Annotated in this window: 21 protein-coding genes, 1 tRNA gene and 2 pseudogenes; 11 read left to right on the top strand and 13 right to left on the bottom strand. The window is 67.0% G+C overall.

What is annotated here, in order from left to right; all coding sequences use genetic code 11:
• Positions 1–3: 3 nt before the first annotated feature.
• Both IEW34_RS23375 and IEW34_RS23370 read right to left on the bottom strand, forming a co-directional pair.
• Positions 4–1,344, bottom strand: coding sequence for a chloride channel protein (locus tag IEW34_RS23375; RefSeq protein WP_188611643.1), 1,341 nt, complete (start codon positions 1,342–1,344; stop codon positions 4–6).
• Positions 1,345–1,613: 269 nt separating this feature from the next.
• Positions 1,614–3,401 carry an ABC transporter ATP-binding protein/permease gene (locus tag IEW34_RS23370; protein ID WP_188611642.1) on the bottom strand — a complete coding sequence of 596 codons (1,788 nt, stop codon included), beginning with the start codon at positions 3,399–3,401 and terminating at the stop codon, positions 1,614–1,616.
• A 603-nt stretch (positions 3,402–4,004) separates the two neighbouring features.
• On the opposite strand from IEW34_RS23370, the gene IEW34_RS23365 reads away from it, so the two are divergent.
• The gene (locus IEW34_RS23365) at positions 4,005–4,634 is read left to right on the top strand and encodes a 2OG-Fe(II) oxygenase (RefSeq protein WP_188611641.1); all 630 of its coding nucleotides are present in this window, start codon (positions 4,005–4,007) and stop codon (positions 4,632–4,634) included.
• 427 nt (positions 4,635–5,061) lie between these two features.
• On the opposite strand, the gene groL is transcribed toward IEW34_RS23365, so the two are convergent.
• Positions 5,062–6,699 (bottom strand): chaperonin GroEL, encoded by a 1,638-nt coding sequence (gene groL / locus IEW34_RS23360; RefSeq protein WP_188611640.1) that lies wholly within the window; start codon positions 6,697–6,699, stop codon positions 5,062–5,064.
• 48 nt (positions 6,700–6,747) lie between these two features.
• Complete coding sequence (groES, locus tag IEW34_RS23355; protein ID WP_188611639.1) at positions 6,748–7,038, bottom strand: co-chaperone GroES; 291 nt, start codon at positions 7,036–7,038, stop codon at positions 6,748–6,750.
• Between the two features lie 290 nt (positions 7,039–7,328).
• Between groES and IEW34_RS23350 the strand changes: the two genes are divergently transcribed.
• Together IEW34_RS23350 and IEW34_RS23345 are read left to right on the top strand one after the other, a co-directional pair.
• Positions 7,329–7,817 carry a MarR family winged helix-turn-helix transcriptional regulator gene (locus IEW34_RS23350; RefSeq protein WP_188611638.1) on the top strand — a complete coding sequence of 163 codons (489 nt, stop codon included), beginning with the start codon at positions 7,329–7,331 and terminating at the stop codon, positions 7,815–7,817.
• Positions 7,818–7,985: 168 nt separating this feature from the next.
• Positions 7,986–8,771 carry a L,D-transpeptidase gene (locus IEW34_RS23345; protein WP_188611637.1) on the top strand — a complete coding sequence of 262 codons (786 nt, stop codon included), beginning with the start codon at positions 7,986–7,988 and terminating at the stop codon, positions 8,769–8,771.
• A 178-nt stretch (positions 8,772–8,949) separates the two neighbouring features.
• Here IEW34_RS23345 and IEW34_RS23340 read toward each other — a convergent pair whose 3' ends face one another.
• Entirely contained in the window at positions 8,950–9,738 is a 789-nt protein-coding gene (locus IEW34_RS23340) for a DUF2076 domain-containing protein (protein ID WP_188611636.1), read from the bottom strand.
• A 344-nt stretch (positions 9,739–10,082) separates the two neighbouring features.
• Here IEW34_RS23340 and IEW34_RS23335 point away from each other — a divergent pair, with 344 nt between their 5' ends.
• The gene (locus IEW34_RS23335; RefSeq protein ID WP_188611635.1) at positions 10,083–10,238 is read left to right on the top strand and encodes a hypothetical protein; all 156 of its coding nucleotides are present in this window, start codon (positions 10,083–10,085) and stop codon (positions 10,236–10,238) included.
• Positions 10,239–10,348: 110 nt separating this feature from the next.
• On the opposite strand, the gene IEW34_RS23330 is transcribed toward IEW34_RS23335, so the two are convergent.
• On the bottom strand, positions 10,349–11,272 hold the full coding sequence (locus IEW34_RS23330; protein ID WP_188611634.1) for a hypothetical protein: 924 nt from the start codon (positions 11,270–11,272) through the stop codon (positions 10,349–10,351).
• Positions 11,273–11,903: 631 nt separating this feature from the next.
• On the opposite strand from IEW34_RS23330, the gene IEW34_RS23325 reads away from it, so the two are divergent.
• The 6 genes from IEW34_RS23325 to IEW34_RS23300 all read left to right on the top strand — a co-directional run bounded on the left by IEW34_RS23325 (position 11,904) and on the right by IEW34_RS23300 (position 16,614).
• Positions 11,904–12,296 (top strand): c-type cytochrome, encoded by a 393-nt coding sequence (locus tag IEW34_RS23325; RefSeq protein WP_188611633.1) that lies wholly within the window; start codon positions 11,904–11,906, stop codon positions 12,294–12,296.
• 207 nt (positions 12,297–12,503) lie between these two features.
• Complete coding sequence (locus IEW34_RS23320) at positions 12,504–13,286, top strand: (Fe-S)-binding protein (RefSeq protein ID WP_188611632.1); 783 nt, start codon at positions 12,504–12,506, stop codon at positions 13,284–13,286.
• A gap of 214 nt (positions 13,287–13,500) precedes the next feature.
• Positions 13,501–14,931, top strand: coding sequence for a LutB/LldF family L-lactate oxidation iron-sulfur protein (locus IEW34_RS23315; protein WP_188611631.1), 1,431 nt, complete (start codon positions 13,501–13,503; stop codon positions 14,929–14,931).
• A 36-nt stretch (positions 14,932–14,967) separates the two neighbouring features.
• Positions 14,968–15,654 (top strand): LutC/YkgG family protein, encoded by a 687-nt coding sequence (locus tag IEW34_RS23310; RefSeq protein WP_188611630.1) that lies wholly within the window; start codon positions 14,968–14,970, stop codon positions 15,652–15,654.
• 97 nt (positions 15,655–15,751) lie between these two features.
• Positions 15,752–15,937, top strand: coding sequence for a hypothetical protein (locus IEW34_RS23305; protein WP_188611629.1), 186 nt, complete (start codon positions 15,752–15,754; stop codon positions 15,935–15,937).
• A 179-nt stretch (positions 15,938–16,116) separates the two neighbouring features.
• Complete coding sequence (locus IEW34_RS23300) at positions 16,117–16,614, top strand: Ros/MucR family transcriptional regulator (protein ID WP_188611628.1); 498 nt, start codon at positions 16,117–16,119, stop codon at positions 16,612–16,614.
• 633 nt (positions 16,615–17,247) lie between these two features.
• Here IEW34_RS23300 and IEW34_RS30710 read toward each other — a convergent pair.
• The 5 genes and pseudogenes from IEW34_RS30710 to IEW34_RS23275 all read right to left on the bottom strand — a co-directional run.
• Positions 17,248–17,633: pseudogene (locus IEW34_RS30710) on the bottom strand (MgtC/SapB family protein); the annotation flags it as partial.
• Between the two features lie 102 nt (positions 17,634–17,735).
• Positions 17,736–17,873: pseudogene (locus tag IEW34_RS23290) on the bottom strand (MgtC/SapB family protein); the annotation flags it as partial.
• A 145-nt stretch (positions 17,874–18,018) separates the two neighbouring features.
• Positions 18,019–18,095 (bottom strand) — tRNA-His (locus IEW34_RS23285).
• 89 nt (positions 18,096–18,184) lie between these two features.
• Positions 18,185–18,622, bottom strand: coding sequence for a phasin family protein (locus IEW34_RS23280; protein WP_188611626.1), 438 nt, complete (start codon positions 18,620–18,622; stop codon positions 18,185–18,187).
• An 800-nt stretch (positions 18,623–19,422) separates the two neighbouring features.
• Positions 19,423–19,818 carry a phasin gene (locus IEW34_RS23275; protein ID WP_188611625.1) on the bottom strand — a complete coding sequence of 132 codons (396 nt, stop codon included), beginning with the start codon at positions 19,816–19,818 and terminating at the stop codon, positions 19,423–19,425.
• Positions 19,819–20,092: 274 nt separating this feature from the next.
• Here IEW34_RS23275 and IEW34_RS23270 point away from each other — a divergent pair, with 274 nt between their 5' ends.
• Positions 20,093–22,810 carry an ATP-binding protein gene (locus IEW34_RS23270; RefSeq protein ID WP_188611624.1) on the top strand — a complete coding sequence of 906 codons (2,718 nt, stop codon included), beginning with the start codon at positions 20,093–20,095 and terminating at the stop codon, positions 22,808–22,810.
• 135 nt (positions 22,811–22,945) lie between these two features.
• On the opposite strand, the gene bfr is transcribed toward IEW34_RS23270, so the two are convergent.
• Complete coding sequence (bfr, locus tag IEW34_RS23265) at positions 22,946–23,425, bottom strand: bacterioferritin (RefSeq protein WP_188611623.1); 480 nt, start codon at positions 23,423–23,425, stop codon at positions 22,946–22,948.
• A gap of 296 nt (positions 23,426–23,721) precedes the next feature.
• Positions 23,722–24,063 (bottom strand): (2Fe-2S)-binding protein, encoded by a 342-nt coding sequence (locus IEW34_RS23260; RefSeq protein ID WP_188611622.1) that lies wholly within the window; start codon positions 24,061–24,063, stop codon positions 23,722–23,724.
• Positions 24,064–24,182: the final 119 nt, after the last annotated feature.

The raw sequence follows: 24,182 nt of genomic DNA, 5'->3' as shown, positions 1-24,182 counted from the left end.
CCGTCATGGCAGCACCTTCCGGCTATCCAAGGACAGGTCCTGCGCAGGCCGCGGTGGCGCCTTGCGCTCGAACTCGGCCGCCAACGCGTGATAGATCGGGTCGGCGCAGATCAGCCGCGACAAGCCCGCGGCCATCAGCGCGGTTACCATGACAGGCACGACCATGCGGCTGTCATCGGTCATCTCGATGACGATCACGAAGGCGGTCAGCGGCGCCTGCACCACGCCCGCGAAGTAGCCGACCATGCCGAGCAGCGCGAATATCTGCAGCGGCACGTCCGGCAGCAGCGGCGACAGCACCGCGCCGAAGCCGGCGCCGACCGTCAGCGACGGTGAGAACAGGCCGCCCGCGATACCGCAGACCGACGACAGCAGCGTCGTCACCAGCTTGGCGAAGGGGTACCACCAGGGCACCGCTTCTCCGCCCTCGAACAGCGCGCGGGTCGGGGCATAGCCGGTGCCGGCGGCGTAGTCGCCGGTGGCATAGGCCAGCGCCGCAACAATCAGGCCGCAGCCGAGCGCGAACAGCAGGGGCCGGCGCTTCAGGCGCGCGGCAAGGGGAATCTGGCGAAGCGTGATGCCAATCACCAGCCGACTGAAAATACCGCCGAACAGACCGCCGACGATGGCGCACAGCGGTACCGCCAGCCACTGGCGCGGCGCCGTCAGGTGCTCGCTCACGCGTCCGAAATAGTCGTAGTCACCGACCAGCATGATTGTCACCAGGCCGGCGATGGCGACGGCGGCGATGATGAAGCCGGTGATGCGCTTGTCGAATGCCTTGGCCATCTCCTCGATGGCAAAGAGCACGCCGGCCAGCGGCGTGTTGAAGGCCGCGGCAATGCCGGCGCCGGCACCGGCGAGCACCAGGCCGCGTTGGCGCCCGAGGCCGGCGAAGCCCGCCGCAAACAGCATGACGCTCGCACCGATCTGCACCGTCGGTCCTTCGCGGCCGACCGAGGCTCCGGCCGCCAGCGCCGTGAGCGTGAGCAGGATCTTGCCGACGACGACGCGGCCGCCGAGCAAAGCGGTGCGATGGGTCTCGTCGTCGCTACGCCTGGCGGCGATGGCCTGTGGGATGCCGCTGCCCTGCGCGCCTGGGAACAGCTTGAGGACCGCCAGCGCGCAGATGGCGTAGGCGAGCGGCGTGATGATGAACCGCGCCCAGGTGGGCAGCAGCGTCGTCCAATAGCTGTAGAGGTCGCTCGCCTGATCGGACGCCAGCGCGAAGCCGACCCCCAGGAGAGCGACGACCAGTGCGCCGGCGAAGAACACGAAGCGCCGCAGCCACAGGCGCCGGGACAGAAGGACGGTGCGTTGGCGGCGAAAGGCGCGGGACAACATCAGCAAAGGCACGCGGTGTGAGGAGATCGCGAGGGCATCACGCCTCGCCGAGGCACGGGGAACGACGGGGAGGCCTCCGCCCCGCTTAGCGTCCCGCCCGCCCGCTGTCACCCGCACAGAGTGCCGCTGACGCGCCGCGCCGCGCCGCGCCGCGGGGCGGGAGCCCCCAATCGGCGCAGAGATGCTCACCGGATCTCGGTCTGGATCGCCTCTCCTGCGCTTGGGCGATCCCACCAGCGTGAACCGCTCCGGTGTGGATCAGGCTGCGCTCAGGCCACGACGGCCTTTACATCGCGCGGCACGAACACGCCGGTCTCGTCCGCCTCCATGTCGATCCGCCGTCCATGGAAGGCGCGCAGTGTCGAACGATGGCCGATCGAGACGACGGTGGTGGCCGGCAGATGTTCGCCGATGAGCCGATAGATCATCTCCTCGAGGCCCTCATCGAGGGCGGCCGTCGCTTCGTCCAGGAACAGCCAGTCGGGCCGTGCGAGCAGGGCGCGCGCCACGGCGAGCCGCTGCTGCTCGCCGAGCGACAGCGTCTGGGCCCAATGCCCCTCCTCGTCCAGGCGGCCGACGAGATGGCGCAGATGGGCGGTGCCCAAGGCCTCGCGGATGCGCCCGTCATCGAAGGCGTCGCTCGCCGCGGGATAGGCCACGGCTCCGCGCAGCGGCCCGATCGGGATGTAGGGCCGCTGGGGCAACAGCAACACGCTGCGATCCTCCGGCAGCAGCACCCGGCCTTCGCCGAACGGCCAGATGCCCGCGATGGCGCGGAACAGTGTGGATTTGCCCGAGCCCGACGGGCCAGTGAGCAGGGCGGCCTCACCGGGCTCGAAGCGCAGGTGCGGCACGCGGACGATGGGCGTGCCCGAAGGCAGCCGCAGCTCCAGATCTTCGACCGCCAGGCGTCCTTGCTCCGCGGCGGCCCGCAGGATCCGCGGCTCCCGACGGTGCAGGGCGAGCACGCGGTTGAGCGCGGCATCGAAGGTGTTCAGCCGGTCGACGACCGCCTTGTAGTCGGCGATCGTCGAATAGGCGCTGACGAAGAAGGAGAGCGTGCTCTCCACCCGCGCGAAGGCGCCCGCGGTCTGCTGCATGCCACCAAGCGTGATCTTGTTGGCGAAATAATAGGGCGCCACCAGCACGTAGGGGATGACCGCGTTGACCTGGGAATAGCCGGAGGTGAAGGCCGTGAGCTTCTTGGTGCGGCTGACGATGGCGTAGAAGTTGCCGATCACGTTGGCGAAGCGCTGCCCGAGCCGCTCCTTCTCCGCCCCCGTGCCGCCGATCAGCGCCACCTGCTCGGCATATTCGCGCAGCCGCGCGAGCGAGAAGCGGAAGTCGGCTTCGTAGTGCTGCTGCTCGAAGTTCAACCGGATCAGCGGCCTGCCGATCTTGTGCGTGAGCCAGGTGGCGAGCACGGAATAGATCAGCGCACCCCAGACCAGGAAGCCTGGAATGCGCCAGTCGGTGCCCGGCACCGTGAAGTCGGCCGACAGCTCCCACAGCACTACGGAGAACGAGAACAGCGTCGTGACCGACGACAGGATCCCGAGCGTCAGGCTCTGCGTGCGCATGATGAAGCTGTCGATGTCCTCCTGGATGCGCTGGTCGGGATTGTCGGCGCCCTGCCCGAACAGCTGCATGTGATAGTGGGCGTTGTCGTCGAGCCAACGATCGATGAAGTGACGCGTCAGGAAGCGCCGCCAGCGGATGCGCAGATACGATTGCAGGGCATACTGGTAGATGGCGCTGGCGATATAGATCACCGCCCAGACGACGAACACGGTGAACAAGAGCGTCCAGAAGCTCGCGGCGTCCTTGTTTTGAATGGCGTTGAACCAATCGCGGCTGAAGTAGGACAGGCGCACGTTGATGGCGACCTGAGCGAACTCGATGGCGATGACGACGATCACCAGCGCAAGGCCGACGACGCGCTCCTGGGTGCGGAACGTGCCGAACGGCCAGATCCGGACCTCGGTGGGCTCGCGCGAGACAAAATAAGGCCAGATCAGCCGCCAGATGTCAGCCAGGGCCTGCTTCAATGCGTTCATCGGGCGGTGGTTCCGGTCATGGGCCCGCCGCGGCGGGCCGCGCCGGGCGAGCGAGAAAGGGCGGGACGCTCGGGCCGGATGCCAACACCGGCGGCAACAACAAAATGCAGAGAGCGGTGAAGGCCTGCAACATGGCAGTACGGAGGCGGGCGGACTGGAGTGAGCGCGGCCCGCTGCCCGGCGCCGCACCCGCTCGGGCGCGACCGCGCGGCCGATGCGCTTGTCGAAGCCGGGTCATCGGCGGTATAGCCGCGACACGCGGCGCTCGGCTAGAGCGCTTCTTGATCGGGTGCAACCACCCGATCAAGAAGCGCTCCAGATTAAAGACTTGGAGCATTTCTAACCGATCAGATGATTCCATCTGATCGGGAAATGCTCTAGGCAGATTAGAACCCCTTGAATTCAGGGCCTTTCTCGATCTTCCGAACACTGACGCCTTGAAAAGGACAGGAACTTCACCTCCACCACGCTGGCGCATCTTCCGCGACCGCCCCGCCGGGCGCCGCGACGGGAATTCGCCCGATTTTCGCTCCGCCGCCCCCTCGATCAACCGGCCCGGGCCAGTCGGCCAATGCCGGGGGCAGGCGCAAGAGGAGATATTTCATGGCGCTGACCTTGATCAACCCCGCGGCGATCCGCACCGCCGCCCAGTCGAACGAGCCCTATGACTACTTCCTGGGCGAGAATCTGCTGAAGTCCGAAGCCATCGACGACCTGCGCCGGGATTTTCCCAACATCGATAAGCCGGGCTACCTCACCGTCGACGAGGTGCAGCTCAAGGGCACCTTCAAGACCTTGATCGATGAGCTGGAGAGCGACGAGCTGACCCGGGTGATCTCGGAAAAGTGGGGACAGGATCTGACGACCTTCCCCCGACTGACCACGATCATGAAGAAGTCGCAGCCCAAGTACGGTGCTATCCACACCGACGGGCCGTCGAAGGTCATGACCATGCTCGTCTACATGAACGATGCCTGGAACGCGGGCGACGGCGGCCGTCTGCGCGTGCTCTATGACGGGCAGAACTTCGAGCCCTACAAGGTCGAGGTGCCGCCGGTCATGGGCACCGTCTTCGGCTTCCTGCGGGCCGACAACTCCTGGCACGGCCACCGCCCGTTCGTCGGCGAACGCCGGGTCGTGCAGATCGCCTGGATTCGGGATGCGGACGAGCTGGAGCGCAAGAAGCGGCGCAATTCCTTCGCGCAGCGGCTGAAGGGCATCTTCGGGCGGTAGCTCACCGGCCTGGCCGGTCTCGGCCCGCCCATCAGCCGGCCACGGACATCACCTCATGAAGGTATGCAGGCCGAGGACCAGACAGATGATCAGGCCGAGGACGCCCGAGACGAAGATGCCGCCGATCGGGCTGTCGATGTGATCGCTGTGATCGCTCATGGAGGGCCTGCTGGTTCCACAGAAGGGGATTGTCGGCAGCCGTTCTAGGCGCTTCGGCGAAGGTTGGCAAACCGGCGCGGCGCCGCGCCTCCGGCCCCGGATCGGCTCTGATGGGATGGGATCGGCCCATGGAGCGGAGCCGTTCCGACGGTTCCAAATCTCCAGCTTCAGCGTTCCCAGACGCAAGGAAGCCCCGAAGCGAGCTCCGGGGCTTCTTTGCGTCTGTTGGCCCGGAGCCGGCAAGCCGGCTCCGGACGTCGCGGATGGCTCAGAAGTCCATGCCGCCCATGCCGCCGCCGCCGGGCATCGGCGGAGGAGCGTCCTTCTTCGGCGCATCGGCCACCATCGCCTCGGTGGTGATCAGCAGGCCGGCGACCGAGGCCGCGTCCTGGAGCGCCGTGCGCACGACCTTGGCCGGATCGACGATGCCCGCCTGGATCAGGTCGACGTACTCTTCCTTCTGCGCGTCGAAACCGTACGTCGGCGAGGTGTTCTCGCTGATCTTGCCGACGACGATCGAGCCTTCCACGCCCGAGTTCTCGACGATCTGACGGATCGGTGCCTCCAGCGCCTTGGCGACGATGGCGATACCGGCCCGGATGTCGGAGTTGTCAGAGGTCAGTGCCTGGACGGCAGCCTTGGCCCGCAGCAGAGCGACGCCGCCGCCGGGAACGATGCCTTCCTCGACCGCCGCGCGCGTGGCGTTGAGGGCGTCATCGACGCGGTCCTTCTTCTCCTTCACCTCGACTTCGGTGGCGCCGCCCACGCGGATCACCGCAACACCGCCGGCGAGCTTGGCGAGACGCTCCTGGAGCTTCTCACGGTCGTAGTCCGAGGTGGTCTCCTCGATCTGAGCCTTGATCTGCCCGACGCGACCCTCGATGTCGGCGCGGTTGCCGGCGCCGTCGATGATCGTGGTGTTCTCCTTCTCGATGCGGATGCGCTTGGCGCGGCCGAGCATCTGGAGAGTCACGTTCTCGAGCTTGATGCCCAGGTCTTCCGAGATGGTCTGGCCGGCGGTGAGGATGGCGATATCCTCGAGCATGGCCTTGCGGCGGTCACCGAAGCCCGGCGCCTTGACGGCCGCGACCTTGAGGCCGCCACGGAGCTTGTTGACGACGAGGGTGGCAAGGGCCTCGCCCTCCACGTCCTCGGCGATGATCACCAGCGGCTTGCCGGTCTGCACGACGGCCTCGAGCACCGGCAGCATCGCCTGCAGCGACGACAGCTTCTTCTCGTGGATGAGGATGTAGGGATCCTCGAGGTCGGCGACCATCTTCTCGGCATTGGTGATGAAGTACGGCGAGAGGTAGCCGCGGTCGAACTGCATGCCCTCGACGATCTCGACCTCGGTCTCGGCGGTCTTCGCCTCTTCGACCGTGATCACGCCCTCGTTGCCGACCTTCTGCATCGCATTGGCGATTTCCTGGCCGATGAAGGCGTCGCCGTTGGCGGAGATGGTGCCGACCTGGGCGATCTCGGCCGAGTCCTTCACCTTCTTGGCGCGGGCGGCAATGTCCTTGACGGCCGCGATGACGGCGAGGTCGATGCCGCGCTTCAGGTCCATCGGGTTCATGCCGGCGGCGACCGACTTGGCACCTTCCTTGACGATCGCCTGGGCCAGAACGGTCGCGGTGGTGGTGCCGTCACCGGCGATGTCGTTGGTCTTCGAGGCCACTTCGCGCACCATCTGGGCGCCCATGTTCTCGAACTTGTCGGCGAGCTCGATCTCCTTGGCGACGGTGACGCCGTCCTTGGTGATGCGCGGAGCGCCGAAGCTCTTCTCGATGACGACGTTGCGGCCCTTGGGACCCAGCGTCACCTTCACCGCGTTGGCCAGGATGTCCACACCGCGCAGCATCTTCTCACGCGCGTCGGCAGAAAACTTTACGTCTTTGGCAGCCATTGCCTACTCCAATTCAGGAAAATTTGGGGGAATGATCGGATCCGAGGCTCAGGCGGCGATGACGCCCATGATGTCGGACTCCTTCATGATGAGAAGGTCCTCCCCATCGATCTTGACCTCGGTGCCCGACCACTTGCCGAAGAGCACACGATCACCGGCCTTGACATCGAGGGCGATCAGCTTGCCGTCCTCGTCGCGGGCGCCGGGGCCGACAGCCACGATCTCGCCCTCTTGCGGCTTCTCCTTGGCGGTATCGGGGATGATGATGCCCCCCTTCGTCTTCTCCTCGCCCTCGATGCGACGGACGACGACGCGATCATGCAGCGGACGGAAATTCATGGGACCGTGTCCTCTTGATGGAGCGCCGTGAGGCGCATATGTCCAGAAATCTTGCTACTAGCACTGTCCGTTGATGAGTGCTAACGGCACTGCCGAATTAGGCATCGGGCCATGGGTTGTCAAGCGGAGTCGGGGGCAGACGCTGAGCCTGCCGCGAGCGCCTGGCAGGCGGCTGCGGCGGCGGGCGTTTGGCTGCGCCGCCTGATGATCGGATAGCTTCAGCCTTGCGATCTGCCGCTTGCCGCTGCGAGCACTTGACGGCAACACATTTGCATACCCATCGTCATAGCATGAACACGACGCCTCCCGAGACGGCCGCCGAGCCCGCACGGCCGGCGAACAACGCGACCATTGCCCATCTGGGGCGCGTCTGCGCATGCCTGCACACCCGCATGACCGCGCGGGCGCTCACGCGGGTCTACGACGAGCTGCTGCGCCCGTCCGGACTGAAGGTGACGCAGCTGTCGCTGCTCGCCGCCATCGAGCAGGGCATCTGCGGCTCGATCAGCACCCTCGCCGACCGGCTCGCGTTCGAGCGGACGACGCTGACCCGCAATCTCCAGCTTCTGAGGGAAGCCGGCCTCATCGTTCCGCGCGAGGGCACCGGTCGCGCCGTGGCTTACGAGCTCAGTCCTGAGGGCCGGGCTGCGCTGGCCCGCGCCCTGCCCCTCTGGAAGAAGGCTCAGGACATGATCGAGGCGTCCGTCGGCCCGCAGGTGTGGACCGAGACGCGCGACTCGCTGAAGGCCCTGCGCAAGGCGGCCCGGCAAGTCGCATAGGACGACGGCGGAATACCGTGGGCGCGGCGGGGCGTTCGCGGGGTGCAGCGCAGGTCCGCTGCCATTGCTGCCAAGGTTTCGGCGTCTTTTCTGCCCACCCTGCCAAATCGAGGGGCCCTTGGGGCCCTTCTCCGACAGACACGCGAGGAACGAGGTCGAGACACCACGATGACGCCCGGAATCAAGCTCGGTCTCCTGATCCTGCTCGCGGGAGTACCCGCGCTCCCCACGGCAGCCCAGGCGCAGTTCTGGGGCGCGCCGCCACCCGGCGCCGACAGCGACGATGGTTACGACTACGGCCCGGGACCGGACGGCTACGACGAGCCACGCCGCCCGAGCCGGCCGGCGCCGCGACGCACCTACGGGCCCAACGACTTGCGCGCGCTGAGCGGCGGGCCGCGCGAGACGGCGCCGCCGCTGGACGGCCAGTACATCGGCGGCGGCTACTACGGTGGCGGCATGGCCTCGCTGCCGGACGACAGCATGATCGAGTCCACCGAGCAGGAGATTGCGCCGCAATTTCGCCGGCAAACCGTCGCCTACCCCGGCCGGCACGGTGCCGGCACCGTCGTCATCGACACGCGACGCAAGTATCTCTACCTGGTCCAGGGTGACGGCACGGCGGTCCGTTATGGCATCGGCGTCGGACGCGAGGGCTTTCAGTGGCGCGGGGTCCAGACCGTCAGCGCCAAGCGCGAGTGGCCGGACTGGCGCCCGCCGGCGGAGATGCGCAAGCGTCGTCCCGATCTGCCGGTCCACATGGAAGGCGGTCCCGAGAACCCGCTCGGCGCCCGTGCCCTCTATCTCGGCTCATCGCTCTACCGCATCCACGGCACCAACGAACCGAACACGATCGGCCACAACGTCTCGTCCGGTTGCATCCGTCTGACCAACGAGGACGTCGTGGATCTCTACTCGCGCGTGGGGGTCGGGACCCGCGTCGTCGTGTTGTGACGACCCCGCCGCGCAGCCTCCCGCCCGGATCGTCCGAGCGGGAGGCTATGCTTTCGCCGTTGGAATGATGGCACAGAAATGCTCATAGCCTTCTGAACCTGGAGGCGCTTCCCGGCGATTGGGTGCTTCCACCCAATCGCGAAGCGCTCGTCCCGCGCGGTGCTGCCGCGACGGATCGTCAAATCCAGTCGTCGCCGCCGCCCGCGTCAAAGTCGCTGTCATCCAGCGACGCATCCTGGATGTTGGGATCGCCGAAATCGGAGTCCTGCAACGACGCGGTGTTGGCCGCATCGTTGCTCGAAGCAGCCTGAGCCGGGTCACCGGAACCGGAGCCCGAGCTTTCGGCCGCTGTCGCACTCGAGTTGCCGCCGAACATTCCCTTCGCCGCGTCGAACAGCAGGGCGCCGCCTGCAACACCCGCCGCGGTGGCCAGCGCCCCCTTCAGGAAGCCACCGCCACCGCCGCCGCCAAACATGCCGGGCGCCTGCGCGCCACCCCAGGGGCCTCCCTGCCGGGCCTGCTGGCCGCCCCAAGGCCCCTGGGCTGGCGGCTGCTGGTAGCCCTGCTGCGGATAACCCTGCTGCGGCTGCGGATTACCCTGCTGTTGATAATCGGGCTGCCATCCCTGCTGACCGCCCGTCGGCGGCACGCTGGTCCGCTGAGGCACAGCCTCTGGCCGGGCGCCGCCGAAGAGGCCCGAGAGAAAGCCGCTCCCTTGCTGCGGCTGAGCCGCCAACTGCTGCTCGAGGTCGCGCACGCGCGCCTCCAGCCCCTGGCTGCGCTCGCTCAACTCGCGCACCGCATGCTCCTGAACGTAGACAGCCTGCGCCATGGCATACGGCGCGTAGGGCTGCCTCGCCACCAGATCGGCAATGTAGCGTTCGGCTTCCGGATCACGCGGGGCGCTTTCCGCCTGCTTGAGGCGGTCAAAGATCCCGGTGATCACCTCGCGTTCCTGCGGATTCATCTTACGCTCTCCCTCATCATGTTTGGCCGCGCGTCCCCTGCGCTCCGGCGCAAACATCCCCTAGATAAGGGCGGCCACCGCATTTGCCAGCCATGGCGAGACGGGGACGTCTCAAATGCGCACGGACGGCGACGGCCGGTCGCGCGCAGGCGTGCCCCGCCCGCATGCGGCACCATGGAGAGGGGCGGCAATGGGTCCGACGGCCAGCGCCGGCAAACGATTCGGGCTTGCCGGCCGCTACCGGATCGGCGGATGGGCGCCGGCCCGAGATCGACCCCGCGGCGAACGCAGCACGTCAGACCTAAGCGTGACGCATACGATTGCTTCCGTCGACTTCTATATTCATGGTAATGGCCGCGCTTTCACCTCAACGTTCATTGCAAATCGATGGAACATTTCAGTTCTATCTGGGCGAGGCGCGTGTGCGCATCGGCGGTTTTTGGCATCACCCTAAAGCAATCGATTTCAATCCTTTGCCATCGGGGCGCCATGAAATTTGAACACTCTCATATACTAGGCCCCTCAAATACAAGAGATGCACCGCCGCAGCACGACGGCGATGACGCAAGCGCGCGAAAGTAAGTCATTTGGAAACACTTCGTAAAGCATGCTAACCTACTCTCGAAGCGCGCGAATACGAAAACCCTTGAAAGTGGAAAGGTCTTCCGTAGCGCTTCGTGACAGGCGTCCGGGCCCGGCGCACGGGACGCTGGCTTGGTCGGGAAGGGCAACCGCGAGCCAATCGATCATCTCCCCACAGGCGAACGGAGTTCAGCGACATGGGAAAAGGAAGCGAGAAGGCGGCTGGCAAGAAGACGGCCGCAAAGGACGCGCCCCTCACCTCGACGGCAGCTGAGAAGAAGGCCACCAAAGCGGCGAAGAGTGTGAAGGATAGCAAGCCTGCGGTCGCGAAGGCCGCGAAGTCTGCCGAGAAGAAGACGGCGAAGGTAAAGGAAGCCAAGGCCACCGTTGCCGTGGCCGTGACCGGCAAGGTCTCGTCTGCCAAGTCTTCGGCAAAGAAGGTATCGGCCGCCAAGGCGCCGGCCGCCAAGGCGCCGGCCGCCAGGCCGGCTGCTGCAAAGCCTGCCACGGCCAAATCCTCCACGGCCAAGTCCGCCACGAAACCTGCCGCCAAGAAACCTGCCGCCGCCGAGCCTGCCGCGGCCAAGCCTGCCGCGGCCAAGCCAGTTGCGGCGAAGTCTGTGGCGGCGAAGTCTGTTGCGGCCAAATCTGCTACGGCCAAGCCGGCGACGGCCAAGGGCGCGAAAGCAACGGCCAAGCCAGCCGCGAAAGCCGCTCCCAAGGGCGCTGCGAAGACCGCCCCCAAGAGCGCTTCTAAGAGCACATCCAAGAGCGCGCCTAAGGCCGCTGAGAAGCCCGCAGCCAAGGCAGCGGCTGCCACGGAGGCGACGAACGTCAGCGCGCCCGCCAAGCCCCCCAAGGCAGCGGCAGCGAAGGCGCCCCAGACCAAGGCTCCGGCCGCAGCGAAGAAGCCGGCTGCCAAGAAGGCGGCGACCCGATCCGTCTCGGCCAAGGCGAACGGCGCCCTCCCCGCGGGCCTATCGGCCAAGGGCTGACACACGGGCGCGGGCGGGCGAACGTCCCGCCGGCCGCGCGACGGTTCGGGCAGCGGCCGGGCCGGCTGTCGCGGCCAGGGACTGGAGTGTTGTTCCGCTCGCGTGCGCGCATGTGGGCGGACAATGGAATGTGTTTGGCACGAGAGTTGGGCCGTCCCCCGCGTCGCGGGCGCTTGGGTGGAAGCGGGGCCGGCATGCTGTCCTTCGCGCCGGCGGATCGCTCTGAGCATCCCGCGGTCCGAGCCTCGCAGGGCCGGAGTCTGCTGCCCGTGCGCAGTGCGTCGCACCCGGCCGGACGCCCCCCTGCCCCTTCCACGCGCACCGCCTTCTTCCCAATCCTGCCCTGCGATCGGGTGCCTCTCTCCCACCGCCGCCGACGGTGATGGCCGGTCTGACCGCGACAAATGCCGCCTCGCTGGAATGGTTCCAGGATGCTAAGGGCACGCGATCGCCCCGGGTGCGGCCGCAGTGCGGCCTGGCGTGCACCGACCGCCCCGGCATGCCCGATCAGACGTCGTCATCTGATCGCCAGACCCCGCTCCGGCACCATGCGCCCGGAGCGTCGCGCGCCGCAGGAGACCTCCGACCATGCATCGCTTGACTGCCGCTTTCGTGCTCGCCGGCCTGCTCGCTGGGGCGAGCCCGGCCTTCGCCCAGGACGCCGCGGCGGGTGAGAAGGTCTTCTTGAAGTGCAGAGCCTGCCACCAGATCGGCGAAGGCGCCCGCAACCTCGTCGGCCCGGAGCTCAACGGCCTGATCGGCCGCAAGTCCGGCACCGCCCCAAACTACAGCTACTCGGCAGCCAACAAGGCGTCGGATCTCACCTGGGACGAGGCCACCTTCAAGGACTACATCCGTGATCCAAAGGCGAAGATCCCCGGAACCAAGATGATCTTCGTCGGCATCAAGAACGACAAGGACATCGACGATCTCGTCGCCTACCTCAAGCGCTTCGGCGCCGACGGCAAGACGGGCTCGTGAAGGCCGGCGCCGCACGGAACGGGATGGCCGTCGCCGTGGCCTCCCATCCGCACGGCGCGCGATCCGCGCATTTACCGGTCAGATATGCTCATCTGATCGGATAGAACGAGTCCAGGCTGCCGAACGGCAGCGCCCCGCTCGGATCGGCCCTTTCAGTCGCGCCGCACCCGGTAGGGCAGACCGCACACGAGGTTTGGAGGAGTACGGATGCCAAAGACCAGCGGGCCCCGCGTCGGCCTGTTCGTCACGTGCCTCGTCGACCTGATGCGGCCCTCGGTCGGCTTCGCCGCCGTCAAGCTGCTCGAGCAGGCTGGCTGCCGCGTCGAGGTCCCGAGCCAGACCTGCTGTGGGCAGCCTGCCTATAACTCCGGTGATCGTGCCAATGCGCGCAGTATTGCCGAGCAGATGATTCGCACCTTTTCGGGCTTCGACTACGTCGTCGCGCCGTCGGGATCGTGCGCGGGCATGATCCGCGTCCACTACCCGGAGTTGTTCGCCGACGATCCGAACTGGCTACCCAAAGCGCGCGCGCTGGCGGCCAAGACATGGGAGCTGACCAGCTTCCTGGTCGACGTGCTCGGCGTCACCACCGTCAATGCCGAATACCAGGGCATCGCCACCTACCACGACGCTTGTTCCGGCTTGCGCGAGCTGGGAATCTCCACTCAGCCACGACGCCTGCTCGCCTCGGTCAAGGGGCTGGAGCTCGTCGAGATGACGGATGCGGACACCTGCTGCGGCTTCGGCGGCACGTTCGCCGTCAAGTACGGGCAGATCTCCAATGCCATCGTCGCTCAGAAGACGCGCCGCGCCGTCGAGACGGGCGCCTCGATGCTGCTTGCGGGCGATCTCGGCTGCCTCATGAACATGGCCGGGAAACTCTCCCGGGAGGGACACGCCATCGCCGTGCGGCACGTGGCGGAGGTGCTGGCGGGGACGACCGAGGCACCGCCGATCGGCGCCCCCAAGCCCGCGGAACACCGATCGTGACGCGCGTCGGGTGCCTTTCCGGTCGCGCGGCACCGCGGTTTCGAGAAGGCGGAGCATGTCCCCCGGATCGGCCGGACCCCATCCGGCAGCACGGTAGAGCATTTCCGCGTTTCTTCGAATCGCCGAAGCGCTCTATCTGTTTGATTTATCGCGTTTTCTTCACGCGAACCGGTGTCCACTTCGCTCGAAAACGCTCTAGTCGAAGGTAGGCCCCATGGTCGCCCCCGTCACGTCTCCGTCCTTCAAGGCCAACGCGAGCCAGGCCCTGGCGAACGCGCAATTGCAATCCGTCCTGAGCGGCATGCGCGAAGGCTTCGCCGCGCGGCGCCGGGAGGCGGCCGGGCAGTTGCCGGAGTTCGAAGCGCTGCGCGACTCGGCCCGCGATATCAAGCACCACACGCTGGCGCACCTCGACCTCTATCTGGAGCGCTATGTCGACACCGTCACGGCGAGCGGCGGCCAAGTGCACTTCGCGCGCGACGCAGCCGAGGCGCGCGCCATCATCACCTCGCTCTGTCAGTCGCTCGATGCCAAGACGGTGACCAAGGGCAAGAGCATGATCGCCGAGGAGATCGGGCTTAACGATCACCTGGAGCAGGCCGGCATCGTGCCGGTGGAGACGGACCTGGGCGAGTACATCATCCAGCTGCGCCACGAGATGCCTTCGCACATCATCGGGCCGGCGCTGCACCTCAGCGCCAAGCAGATCGAGGCCGACTTCCGCCGCGTCCACACCGACCTGCCCCGCGACCGCGACCTCTCGCAGCCGGCCACGTTGCTCGCCGAGGCGCGCCAGGTGCTGCGCCAACGGTTCCTGGCGGCGGACGTCGGCATCACCGGCGCCAACTTCCTGATTGCCGAGACCGGCACCTCGGTCATCGTGACCAATGAAGGCAACGGCGATCTGACCCAAACGCTGCCGAAGGCGCATATCGTGCTCGCCTCCATCGAGAAGGTCGTGCCGACGCTCGAGGACTGCGCCCAGTTGCTGCGCGTCCTGGCCCGCTCGGCGACGGGGCAGGAGATATCGGTCTACACCACCTTCTCGACCGGCCCGCGCCGCCCGGACGATGTGGACGGCCCGGGCGCCTACCACGTCGTGCTGCTCGACAACGGCCGCTCGGCGATGCTCGGCACCAGCTTCCGCGACGTGCTCAGCTGCATCCGCTGCGGCGCGTGCATGAACCACTGTCCGATCTACGAAAGCATCGGCGGCCATGCCTACGGCTGGGTCTATCCAGGCCCGATCGGCGCCGTACTCACCCCTTCGCTCATCGGCGTCGACAAGGCCGCTCACCTGCCCAACGCATCGACCTTCTGTGGCCGTTGCGAAGAGGTCTGCCCGGTCCGCATTCCCCTGCCCAAGCTGATGCGGCATTGGCGTGAGCGCGAGTTCGAGCGCCATCTGACCCCGGCGGCGACCCGCAGCGGGTTGGCGTTCTGGGCATTCTTCGCCAAGCGGCCGAGGCTGTACCGCCTCGTCACGCGAGCCGCCATGGGAATGCTTGCGTACGCCGGCCGCGCCCGCGGCAGGTTCCGCAGGCTGCCCTTCGCCGGGGGATGGACGGAGTACCGCGATCTTCCCGCGCCGGAAGGAGCAACCTTCCAGGCGCGCTGGCGCGGCGAGCGGGGCGGCCGTGCCTGAGCCGTGCCACCCGATGCAGAGACGGACACAGCCCCGATGAGCAGCGGACGCGACGAGATCTTGAGCAACATCCGACGATCGCTCGGGGTGAGCGGCCGTGAAGCGCCGCGGCGCGCGGCCGTTGACGAGCGACTGAAGCGCGCCGCACCCGGCATCGTACCGCAGCGCGGTGACGTGACCGGTACCGAGCGCATCGCCCTGTTCAGACGTTATGCCGAAGCGGTTCAGGCGACAGTTGCGCTCGTCGCCGGCGCGGCGGACGTGCCGCTGGCCGTCGCCGCCTATCTGCGCGACCAGAACCTGCCGGCCACAGTGCGCATGGGCGATGATCCACGGCTCGCGGCGATGCCCTGGCAGGAGACGGCCCTTGCCGTCGCCGTGGGGCCGAGCGCCGGCGGCGACCTCAACGCGGTCAGCCACGCCTATGCGGGCGTGGCCGAGACCGGCACGCTCGTCATGGTCTCGGGGCACGCCAATCCGACGACCCTGAACTTCCTGCCCGACAACCACGTCGTCGTGCTGGACGCGCGCGACCTCGTCGGTCACTACGAGGACGTCTGGGCGAGGCTGCGCGGCGTCGAAATGCCGCGCACCGTCAACTGGATCACCGGCCCGTCCCGCTCGGCCGACATCGAGCGCACGTTGCTGCTGGGGGCCCACGGCCCCCGGAGGCTGCACGTCGTCGTCATCGCCGGCCCATCCGCACCGCTGACAAGCGCATAGCGCTCGCTCGGATCGCGCGACCACGAAGGAGCCGCCGGACCTCCGGAACCGGCCGTGCCCATGATCCGTTGCCTCTCTATCCAGAAGGAGACGGATCATGGGCACGCAAGCGACAGACCGGGGACGCGAGACGCGCGAGGAAAAGGCGCTCGACAAGTCGCTCGAGGACACGTTCCCCGCGAGCGACCCGTCATCCGTGACTCGAGCACCACGGCAGAAGCGCCATACGGCCAAGGCCCCACCCACGGGTGCCGACCGCACCACGCCGAAGACGCCGCGGTGAGCTTCTCTGACGCGGGCGGGAAGGTGGATTCGCCAAGGGCGCGCGGATATGGCGAAGCGCGCCCGGCGCCGTAGGGGCGACGGCGCGGCGCCGCAAACAATTTTGAAGTTATCTCTCAATTGAGCGTTGCAATTTCGCGAACAATGCTTAGTTTCACGATCCGTTAGAGGATCGATTCAATGACGGACACCCCAGAACCCCAACATCTTATCGAGCTGACCGCGGAGATTGTTGCCGCATACGTGGCGAACAATCAGACGGATGGCGCGCAGCTGACTCAGCTGATCGGCTCAATCCACGATACATTGGCAAAGCTGTCGACGGGTGCTGTCGAGGCGCCTGTCGAGCCGCAGGTGCCGGCCGTGCCGATCAAGAAGTCGGTCACGCCCGACTTCATCGTGTGTCTGGAAGACGGCAAGAAGTTCAAGTCGTTGAAGCGGCACCTCCGCACCGCCTACGACATGACGCCCGAACAGTATCGGGCGAAATGGAACCTTCCTGCCGACTATCCGATGGTCGCGCCGAACTACGCCGCATCGCGCTCGGCTCTGGCAAAGTCCATGGGACTTGGTCAGCAGCGGCGGCGGCGCGCCGCCGCCAACGATGGCGGGCGGACGGCGAGCGCTGCCAAGGCAGCCTCCACGTCGGCGCGTAAGCGTTCCAAAGCGTCCGTCTGAGGGCGCCCTTCCCCGGAGCCTGTTCGGATCAAGCCGGACGGAACCGGGCGGCGGGACCGGCTGTCTGCGCCTCGGTGCGGCAGCATCGGGAGCGGACTGGCAGGTCTGGCCGATCCGATTCCCGTCGCTAATCGGATCCTTAGATCCCACGTGTCACACGACATCAAGTGTTGCTCATGGGGCCGGAGGTTTTCGACTTTCGCCTGGAGCTCGGCCCCAACTTGACGAATGCCGGATGCTCCACACCGGAGCCTCTCAACTCCGGGGCGGCCGGCGATCTGTTCGCATAGCCCAGAGTTATGTCGTCGCCGCGAGCCCCCGTCCGTCGCACAGCACTTCGGCCTGCCGCGCATATGCCCCGGTCCAGCAAACGCATCCGGCCGCACTAGACGTGGCGCCCGAGGGGCGCTGTTACCGGTATCGACCCAGAGCATGATCCAAGAAGGTGAGCCAGCGTTTTGGACAAGAGCCCTGCTCATAGCAAAGGCTTGATGCGCTGTGCTTCTGGATCTTAAATTCTCTGGAGCATTCGCCGTTGGACGGGAGCATCACCGACACAGGCTGGCGCGAAGCCCGCATCAGTCGCCGGTGCTGGAGTTCCAGGTGGCGTGCGAGATGCTCGGCACCTGCCGCAACGAGTTCCTCCTTGGCGCGGTCCGCGGCCTCCCGCGCAGTCACGACGCTCACCTCGTAGATCGCTTCCGAGGCTTCTTCGTCGAGCGGGATACGGTTGATGGCGTTCACCAGCGGCCGGAGCAGGGTGTTGCCGGCCATGACGAACAGCGTCACCAGCGCCGCTTGCGCCGCCATATCCGCGCCGGCGCACGCGCCCTCGGCGGCCGAGCACCACAGTTCGCCGCCGTGTTCAGTCCGAGGATATTCAACCCCTCCTTCATGATCACACCGGCGCCCAGAAACCCGATGCCCGAGACCACGTAGGAGATCACGCGCGCCGCACCTTCGGCACCGTAGATGCGCATTGCCAGATCGACGAATGCGGCGACGCCGACGGCCACTAGAGCGTTTTCGAGCGAAGTGGACGCCGGTTCGCGTGAAGAAAACGCGACAAATCAAATAGATAGAGCATTTCGGCGATTCGAAGAAACGCGGAAATGCTCTAGGACGTTGGTGCGCAGCCCCGCCGTTCGCTGTCGGTATTGGCGCTCGACGCCAATGATTCTGCCCAGGACAAAGGCAAAGAACAAGCTGGCGGTGGTATCAACGAAGTCATAGATCTGAAACGTCTCGATAAACCGCATGATCCCCCACTCGTGCGGCATTGAGCCACACCGTCCGAACGAAGCTCACCGCCTGGACGCTGTCGCGTAACGCTTCGTCACAGCAATCGGGTCAACGCGAGCCCGCCATGTGAGAAAATTGTTCTGTCGGGATTCTTCGAGACGATGGTACAGCTGCCCCGGCTCGAACGGGGGACCTCTAGATCCACAATCTAGCGCTCTAACCAACTGAGCTACAGCTGCATCGGCGACGCGGAACCTATGGGCAAACTGCGCCCATGGCAAGATCTCCGCAATTTGTCCCCATCATTTGTCCACGCCAAGCTGGCGCGTCAGCGCTCCCTGGGCGGAATCTCGGCCTTGGCCTCGAGCGCCAGGCCCGAGGCCATCCGCGCAGCCGTCTGGGCAATGTCCCGGGCCCGTCGGCTGGTCTCCTCGTAGTGCCTGCGCAGGTGGCTCGTCTGCAGCTGGACGGCCTCGCTGAGCGAGGTCACGCCGACCATGCCCTGCCAGAGCGACAGGGTCGACTCGGCCTGCGCGCGCCAAAGCTCGAGAACCTTGGCGTTGAGCTCCATCAGGCTTTGCGAGGCGGCTAGGGTCCTGGGACCGAAGCGGGTCTCGAACACCGCGGCGACAGGCTGCACCAGCGTGGCGGGATGAGCGAACTCCTGGGTCGCCGCAACGAAGGCCTCGGCAACCGCGAGCGGCTCCAGCGCGTCTTCCTCGTTGAGTCCTGCGGCTTTGGCGACCGCCCGCGGATCCTCCGCCAAACGCGCGGCCGTACGCTGCCTGGCAGCGGCCGTGCGGTCGGGCTTCGGTGACGCCGGGGGCTGGATCCGCCGGGCGTCGGCCGTCGCGCGGGACAAAACCGAGGCCGCGCCTTCCGACGGGGCCATGGCACTTGGCGCCGGCGACTGCGCGCCCGTCGGCGAGGGCTCCGGCTTGACGGCTACGGGTTCGACCGCCGGCTCGACCTTCGGAAGCACGGAAGCCGGCGCCTTGGCGACGGCGGCCCTGGCGACAGGGCGCTTTGCCGCAGGAGTTTGGCCCGACGGGGGCTTGGTCGCCGGGGGCTTGGTCGCCGGGATCTTGGTGGCTGGGGGTTTGGCGGCTGGGGGTTTGGCGGCAGGGGATTTGGCCGTTGCCGGCTGGACGGTTGGCGGCAAAGCCGTCGTCGATGACGCGCTGGCCGCCGCGGGACGGGCCGGCGTTGGCGCTTCGGCCGCGGCGTTGGCCGGTTGCGTCGTGCTGGAGTCCGCCGTCGACGGCTTCGCTGGCGCGGCGCCGGCCGTGGCAGCTCGCCTCGCCGGAGCAGTTGGCCTCGCCGGAGCAGTTGGCTTGGAGCCTGTCGATTTCTCGCCTGCCATGATGGTCCCCTCGCTGCCCGCCGCGGTGCGGCCCAAGGTCGCCGGGCGAGACGTACTTCGCCGGCGACATCAGCTTTCGCCTTCGATGCCCTAGAGCATCTTTTGCCATTGGATCAGATCATCCGATGGCACAGAATGCTCATGGCGTCTTGAAGCTGGAGCGCTTCTCTTATGATTGGGTGATGTCACCCAATCACAAAGCTCTAGATCGAGGACTTGGCCTTGCTGGCAGCCTCGCTCGCACCCTTCTGGATGGTGGCCCCCAATTCCTTGGCCTGCTCTTGCAACGCCACGAACTGCGCCTGCACGAAATCCGCCTGCAGCTTCAAGGCTTCCTGCATGTCCTTGGTCCGCACGAGCCGCTGTGCATGATCCAACGCCGCGTGCATGTTCTGCTCGGCATAGCCCAGCGTCTTGCGCGTCAGATCCTGGGAGCCGAAGCGCGCCGTCGCGGTCGATCCCTCCCAGGAGTCCATCGCCTTCTGCGCGGCGCCGATGAAGCCGTCGAACGCCTTGCGGGCCTGATCGACGCTCTTTTCGGCGAAGTCGCGCATCTCCTCCGGGACCTCGAACTTGGGGGTGAATTTGCTGGCGTCCATGGTCGCAACCTCCCTGGCGAACAGACCGATTGTGCAACGCAATATCACATTGTGCAGCGCAACATCAAGGGCCTATGCCGCTGGCAGCTTACACGTTAACTTTGTCAGGTGGACAACGATAATCAAATGCCGCGGGCAGTGACGGCCGTCTGTCGAAGCTGCTAAACTCGCCTCGACTTGGATCCGCCCCCCCGAAGCTGGTTGCACCATGGCCGATACGTACGGTCGCGAAGCCTTGGCGAGCCTTTTGGCACCTTCGATATCCGGATCGGAGGTGACGGAGGCATCGACGTGCGCGCTGTGGGCTGCCGACGGCGCCCTCTTGTGGTCGTCCACCCGCGGGCGAGGCCTGGCCGAGCGCCTGTCGGCCTCGAGCCGGCAGCGGCTCAGGCAATTCGCTACCACCTTGCGGCCGGGAGCCGTCCGCGTCGAGCGACTGCGGTTCGATGGCGCCAGCGGCCCGGTGCTGCTCGCCTGCACCAATCGACATGTCCAACTGGCCCGCGGCGGCACCGGCATCCTTGTCGAGGCGGCCGCCAGTGTCCCGGCGTCGTGGAGCAAGGGGCGCCCGTGGCAATCGCAGGAAGCCCAGCCTCCGGCCGCGCCGCCACACCGAACGCCGATCGAGCGCCTGCGCGAATTGGCCGGCGTGCGCCCCACCATGCGATTCCTTTGGCGGACGAACGAGGCGGGGGTTTTCGTCTCGGTTTCACCCGAGCTTGAGCAGGCGGTCGGCGAGGCATCTGCCATCGTCGGCCGCACCTGGGCCGATCTGGGCGACGCCGTGGTGGACGACGGGGCGGTGGCGGCTGCCCTCGCCGGTCGCGAGACCTGGTCGGGCCGGACCGTGCGCTGGCGCGTGGGCGCCACGACGACAGCAGTCGCCGTCGAGCTCGCGGGCGTGCCGCTCGCGGGCACCTCGGGAGAGATCGCCGGCCAGCGCGGCTTCGGGCTGATCAGGCTCGGCGACGAAGCCGAGATCGCCTGGCCCAGCACCGCCCCGGCCCCACAGCGCGACTCATCGCCCGGCGGGCGCGAGGCGCACCTCTACGGACCGCCGCCGCAGGTTCCGCCGGCCCGGGCCCTTGCCGGCGTGCTCGACGACCACGCCGGGTCCAGGGTGGTCCCATTCCGCCCCGCCGCGCCGACGGCAGTGCGCCCCGACGGCGCTCCGCACGAGGCGGAACAACGGCCACCGGGCCCGCAGCCGGCCTCCTCCATCGCGCCATCCCCCGGCGCCCGCAGCCCGTCGCCGCCCGCCCGCCCGCCCGCCAGACCCGCGCTCTCGGCGGGAGACCGGCAGGCGCTGCGCGAGATCGCCAGGGCGCTCGGCGCGCGACTGGACGAGGAGGGACCGGCCGCCCCTGCCGGCGCCGACGCGGCAGCCGGCGGTCGAGACGCGCCGCCGCGCATTGCCGAGCAGGCGCCCCGGATTGAGCAGGCGCCTGCCGTGCCGGATCCGGCGCCGCCCCTGCCCGCCTCCGTTGCGGCCGCCGCCCCCGGGACGGCCGTCAAGGCCCCGCCGCTCGATGCCGGCCGCGCCGCGCTGGATCGCATCCCGTTGGCCGTGATGGTCAACCGCGGCGAGCGCGTGCTCTACGCCAACCGTGCCTTCCTCGCGCTGGCCCGCTACCCGGGCGTGAGCGCCATCGGGGAAGCCGGCCTCGACCAGGTGTTCGGCGGTCCGGTCATGTCGACGAGCCGCAGTGCACGGCTCACATTGACCACCGCCGACGGGCTGCGCGTGCCGGTGGATGCCGAGATTGCGAACCTCGATTGGCAGGGTGAGCCGGCAACGCTGATCAGCGCCCAGCCGGTGACGGCCGAGCCGGCCGATCCCCGCGTCGCGACGCTCCGTGCCCAGCTCGTGGAACAGGAACGCCGGGCAGCCGAACTCACGTCCATCCTCGATACGGCCACCGATGGGGTCATCCTGCTTGACGCGTCCGGTCGGATCCTATCGCTCAACCGAGCCGCGCAGGCGCTGTTCGGCTATGATCAAGCCGACGTCGCCGGCGAGAGCCTGGGCTTTCTGCTGGCGCCGGAGAGCCACAGCATCGCGCTCGACTACCTGGACGGTCTCAGGTCGAGCAGCATGGCGAGCGTGCTGAATGATGGTCGGGAGGTGACGGGGCGTGTGCGCCAGGGCGGCCGCTCCCCGTTGTTCATGACGCTCGGGCGTGTCGGCGATGCGGCCGAATCGAAATTCTGCGCGGTGGTACGCGACCTGACCGCCTGGAAGAAGGCCGAGGGCGAGCTGCTGGAATCCAAGCGATTCGCCGAAAAGGCGAGCGCCCAGAAGTCGGATTTCCTGGCCAAGATGAGCCACGAGATCCGCACCCCCCTCAACGCCATGATTGGATTCGCCGAGGTGATGCTGGAGGAGCGCTTCGGCGCGATCGGCAACGAGCGTTACCGGGAATACGTCCGCGGCATCCACGAGTCCGGCGGTCACGTCATCAGCCTGGTCAACGACCTCCTTGACCTCGCCAAGGTCGAGGCCGGCAAGCTCGAGCTCGATTTCACCCGCGTGCACCTGAACGCGCTCGTCACCAGTTGCGTCGCCATCATGCAGCAGCAGGCCAACCGCGAGCGCGTCGTGCTGCGCACGTCGCTTGCCTCGCGCCTGCCGGCGATCGTCGCCGATGAGCGCTCGCTCCGCCAAGTGGTGCTGAACGTCCTGGCCAACGCCCTGAAATTCACGGACGCGGGCGGGCAAGTGATCATCTCGACCACGCAGAGCGAGATCGGAGAGGTCATTCTGCGCGTGCGCGATACGGGCATCGGCATGTCGCAGGACGAGGTCGCGGTGGCCCTCCAGCCCTTCCGTCAGCTCGCCACGACGCGTCGGTCGGGGGGAACGGGGCTTGGGCTACCGCTGACCAAGGCCCTGACCGAAGCCAATCGCGGCGCGCTGGCAATCACCAGCGCCAAGGACGAGGGCACGCTGGTGGAGATCGTCATGCCTGCGACCCGGGTGCTCGCCGAATGAGCCTGGGCTTTGCCTTAAGCGGGCACGTCAGCAAAGCGGCTGCGCGAGGGCTCTTCGCGATTGGGTGAAACCACCCAATCGCAGGAGAAGCGTTCCCGATTCAAAGGATGATGAGCTCATCCAACGGCGAAATGCTCAGTCGTCGAGCTCGCCGATGTGGTTCTGCGAGTAGAGCTGCTCTCCCAGCCGCCCGATCAACTCGAGCTGGGTCTCGAGAAAGTCGATGTGGCCTTCCTCATCCTTCATCAGCGCTTCGAACAGGTCCCGTGACGGATAGTCCTTGACGCTGTGGCAATAGGTGGCAGCCTCCTGGTAGAGCGAACGGGCGTCGTTCTCCGCCGCCAGATCCGCTTCCATGATCTCCGTCACCGTCTGGCCGATCCTCAGCGGATCGAGCACCTGCATATTGGGGAAACCCTCGAGGAACAGGATGCGGTCGGTGAACCGATCCGCATGATGCATCTCCTCGATCGATTCCGCACGCCACTTCTTGGCGAGCGCCTTGAGGCCCCAATTGTCCAGGATGCGGTAGTGCAACCAATACTGGTTGATGGCCGTGAGCTCGCTGCGCAGGCCGCGATTGAGATACTCGATGACTTTCGCGTCGCCCTTCATGTGTAACCGCCTCCTTAGGATCATTCTAAACTAGAGGCGAATGCGTTGTGACGCAAGAGGCACGACGAAGGCACCGCCCGCGGCGGCGCATGCCGGGGCGATCGCATAACTGGGGCGCGATGCCCTGATCGAGAAGCTCGGAGGAGTGTGGCTGGGGCTTGCGACAAGCGGCTGACGGCGCGCCCGCACCACCGTAGCCTGCGGCCATCGCCAATTCCGGCCGGACATCGTCCGTCCGGTCGGCCGCCTTGGATTGAACGAGCGATCGCAGCGCAGCCGTAGGGGGCGAGGCCAGCCTATTCGGCGGCCTGGGCGATCATCACGTCGGCGCCGGGCTGCGGCTCAGAGCGGCGGTAGCGCCGCGCGACCGGTACGGAGATGCGCTGTGGCCGCACGTCCCCACCCGCCGCCCAGTCAGGGTGCGCCGCGGCCGGACAGGTGGCGCATCCGACCTCGCACTCGGAGTGCCGCGCATCCTCGAGCAGTTGGCGCACGCGGATCAGACAGCGGCCGCAGCTCGGCTTGCAGCCCAGACACCGATAGACCTGCCCCGGCGAACGGGGCCGACCCGCCGTTTCACTCTCCAACGTGGCCAACACCTGCTTGTCGGTCAGCACGTTGCACGAACAAACGATCATCCGTCGCGCTCTTTAGAACAGTTAAAAACTATGTTCTTTCAATAACTTATTTGCCTATCACGCCAGCCGGCGTCAAGCACCCGCGCGCATGATGCGACATGATTCGCCGACGGGCGGCC

It is taken from the genome of Chelatococcus reniformis, from assembly GCF_014640075.1.
Lineage (GTDB): Bacteria > Pseudomonadota > Alphaproteobacteria > Rhizobiales > Beijerinckiaceae > Camelimonas > Camelimonas reniformis.
This window is presented reverse-complemented; position numbering and strand designations above follow the sequence as displayed.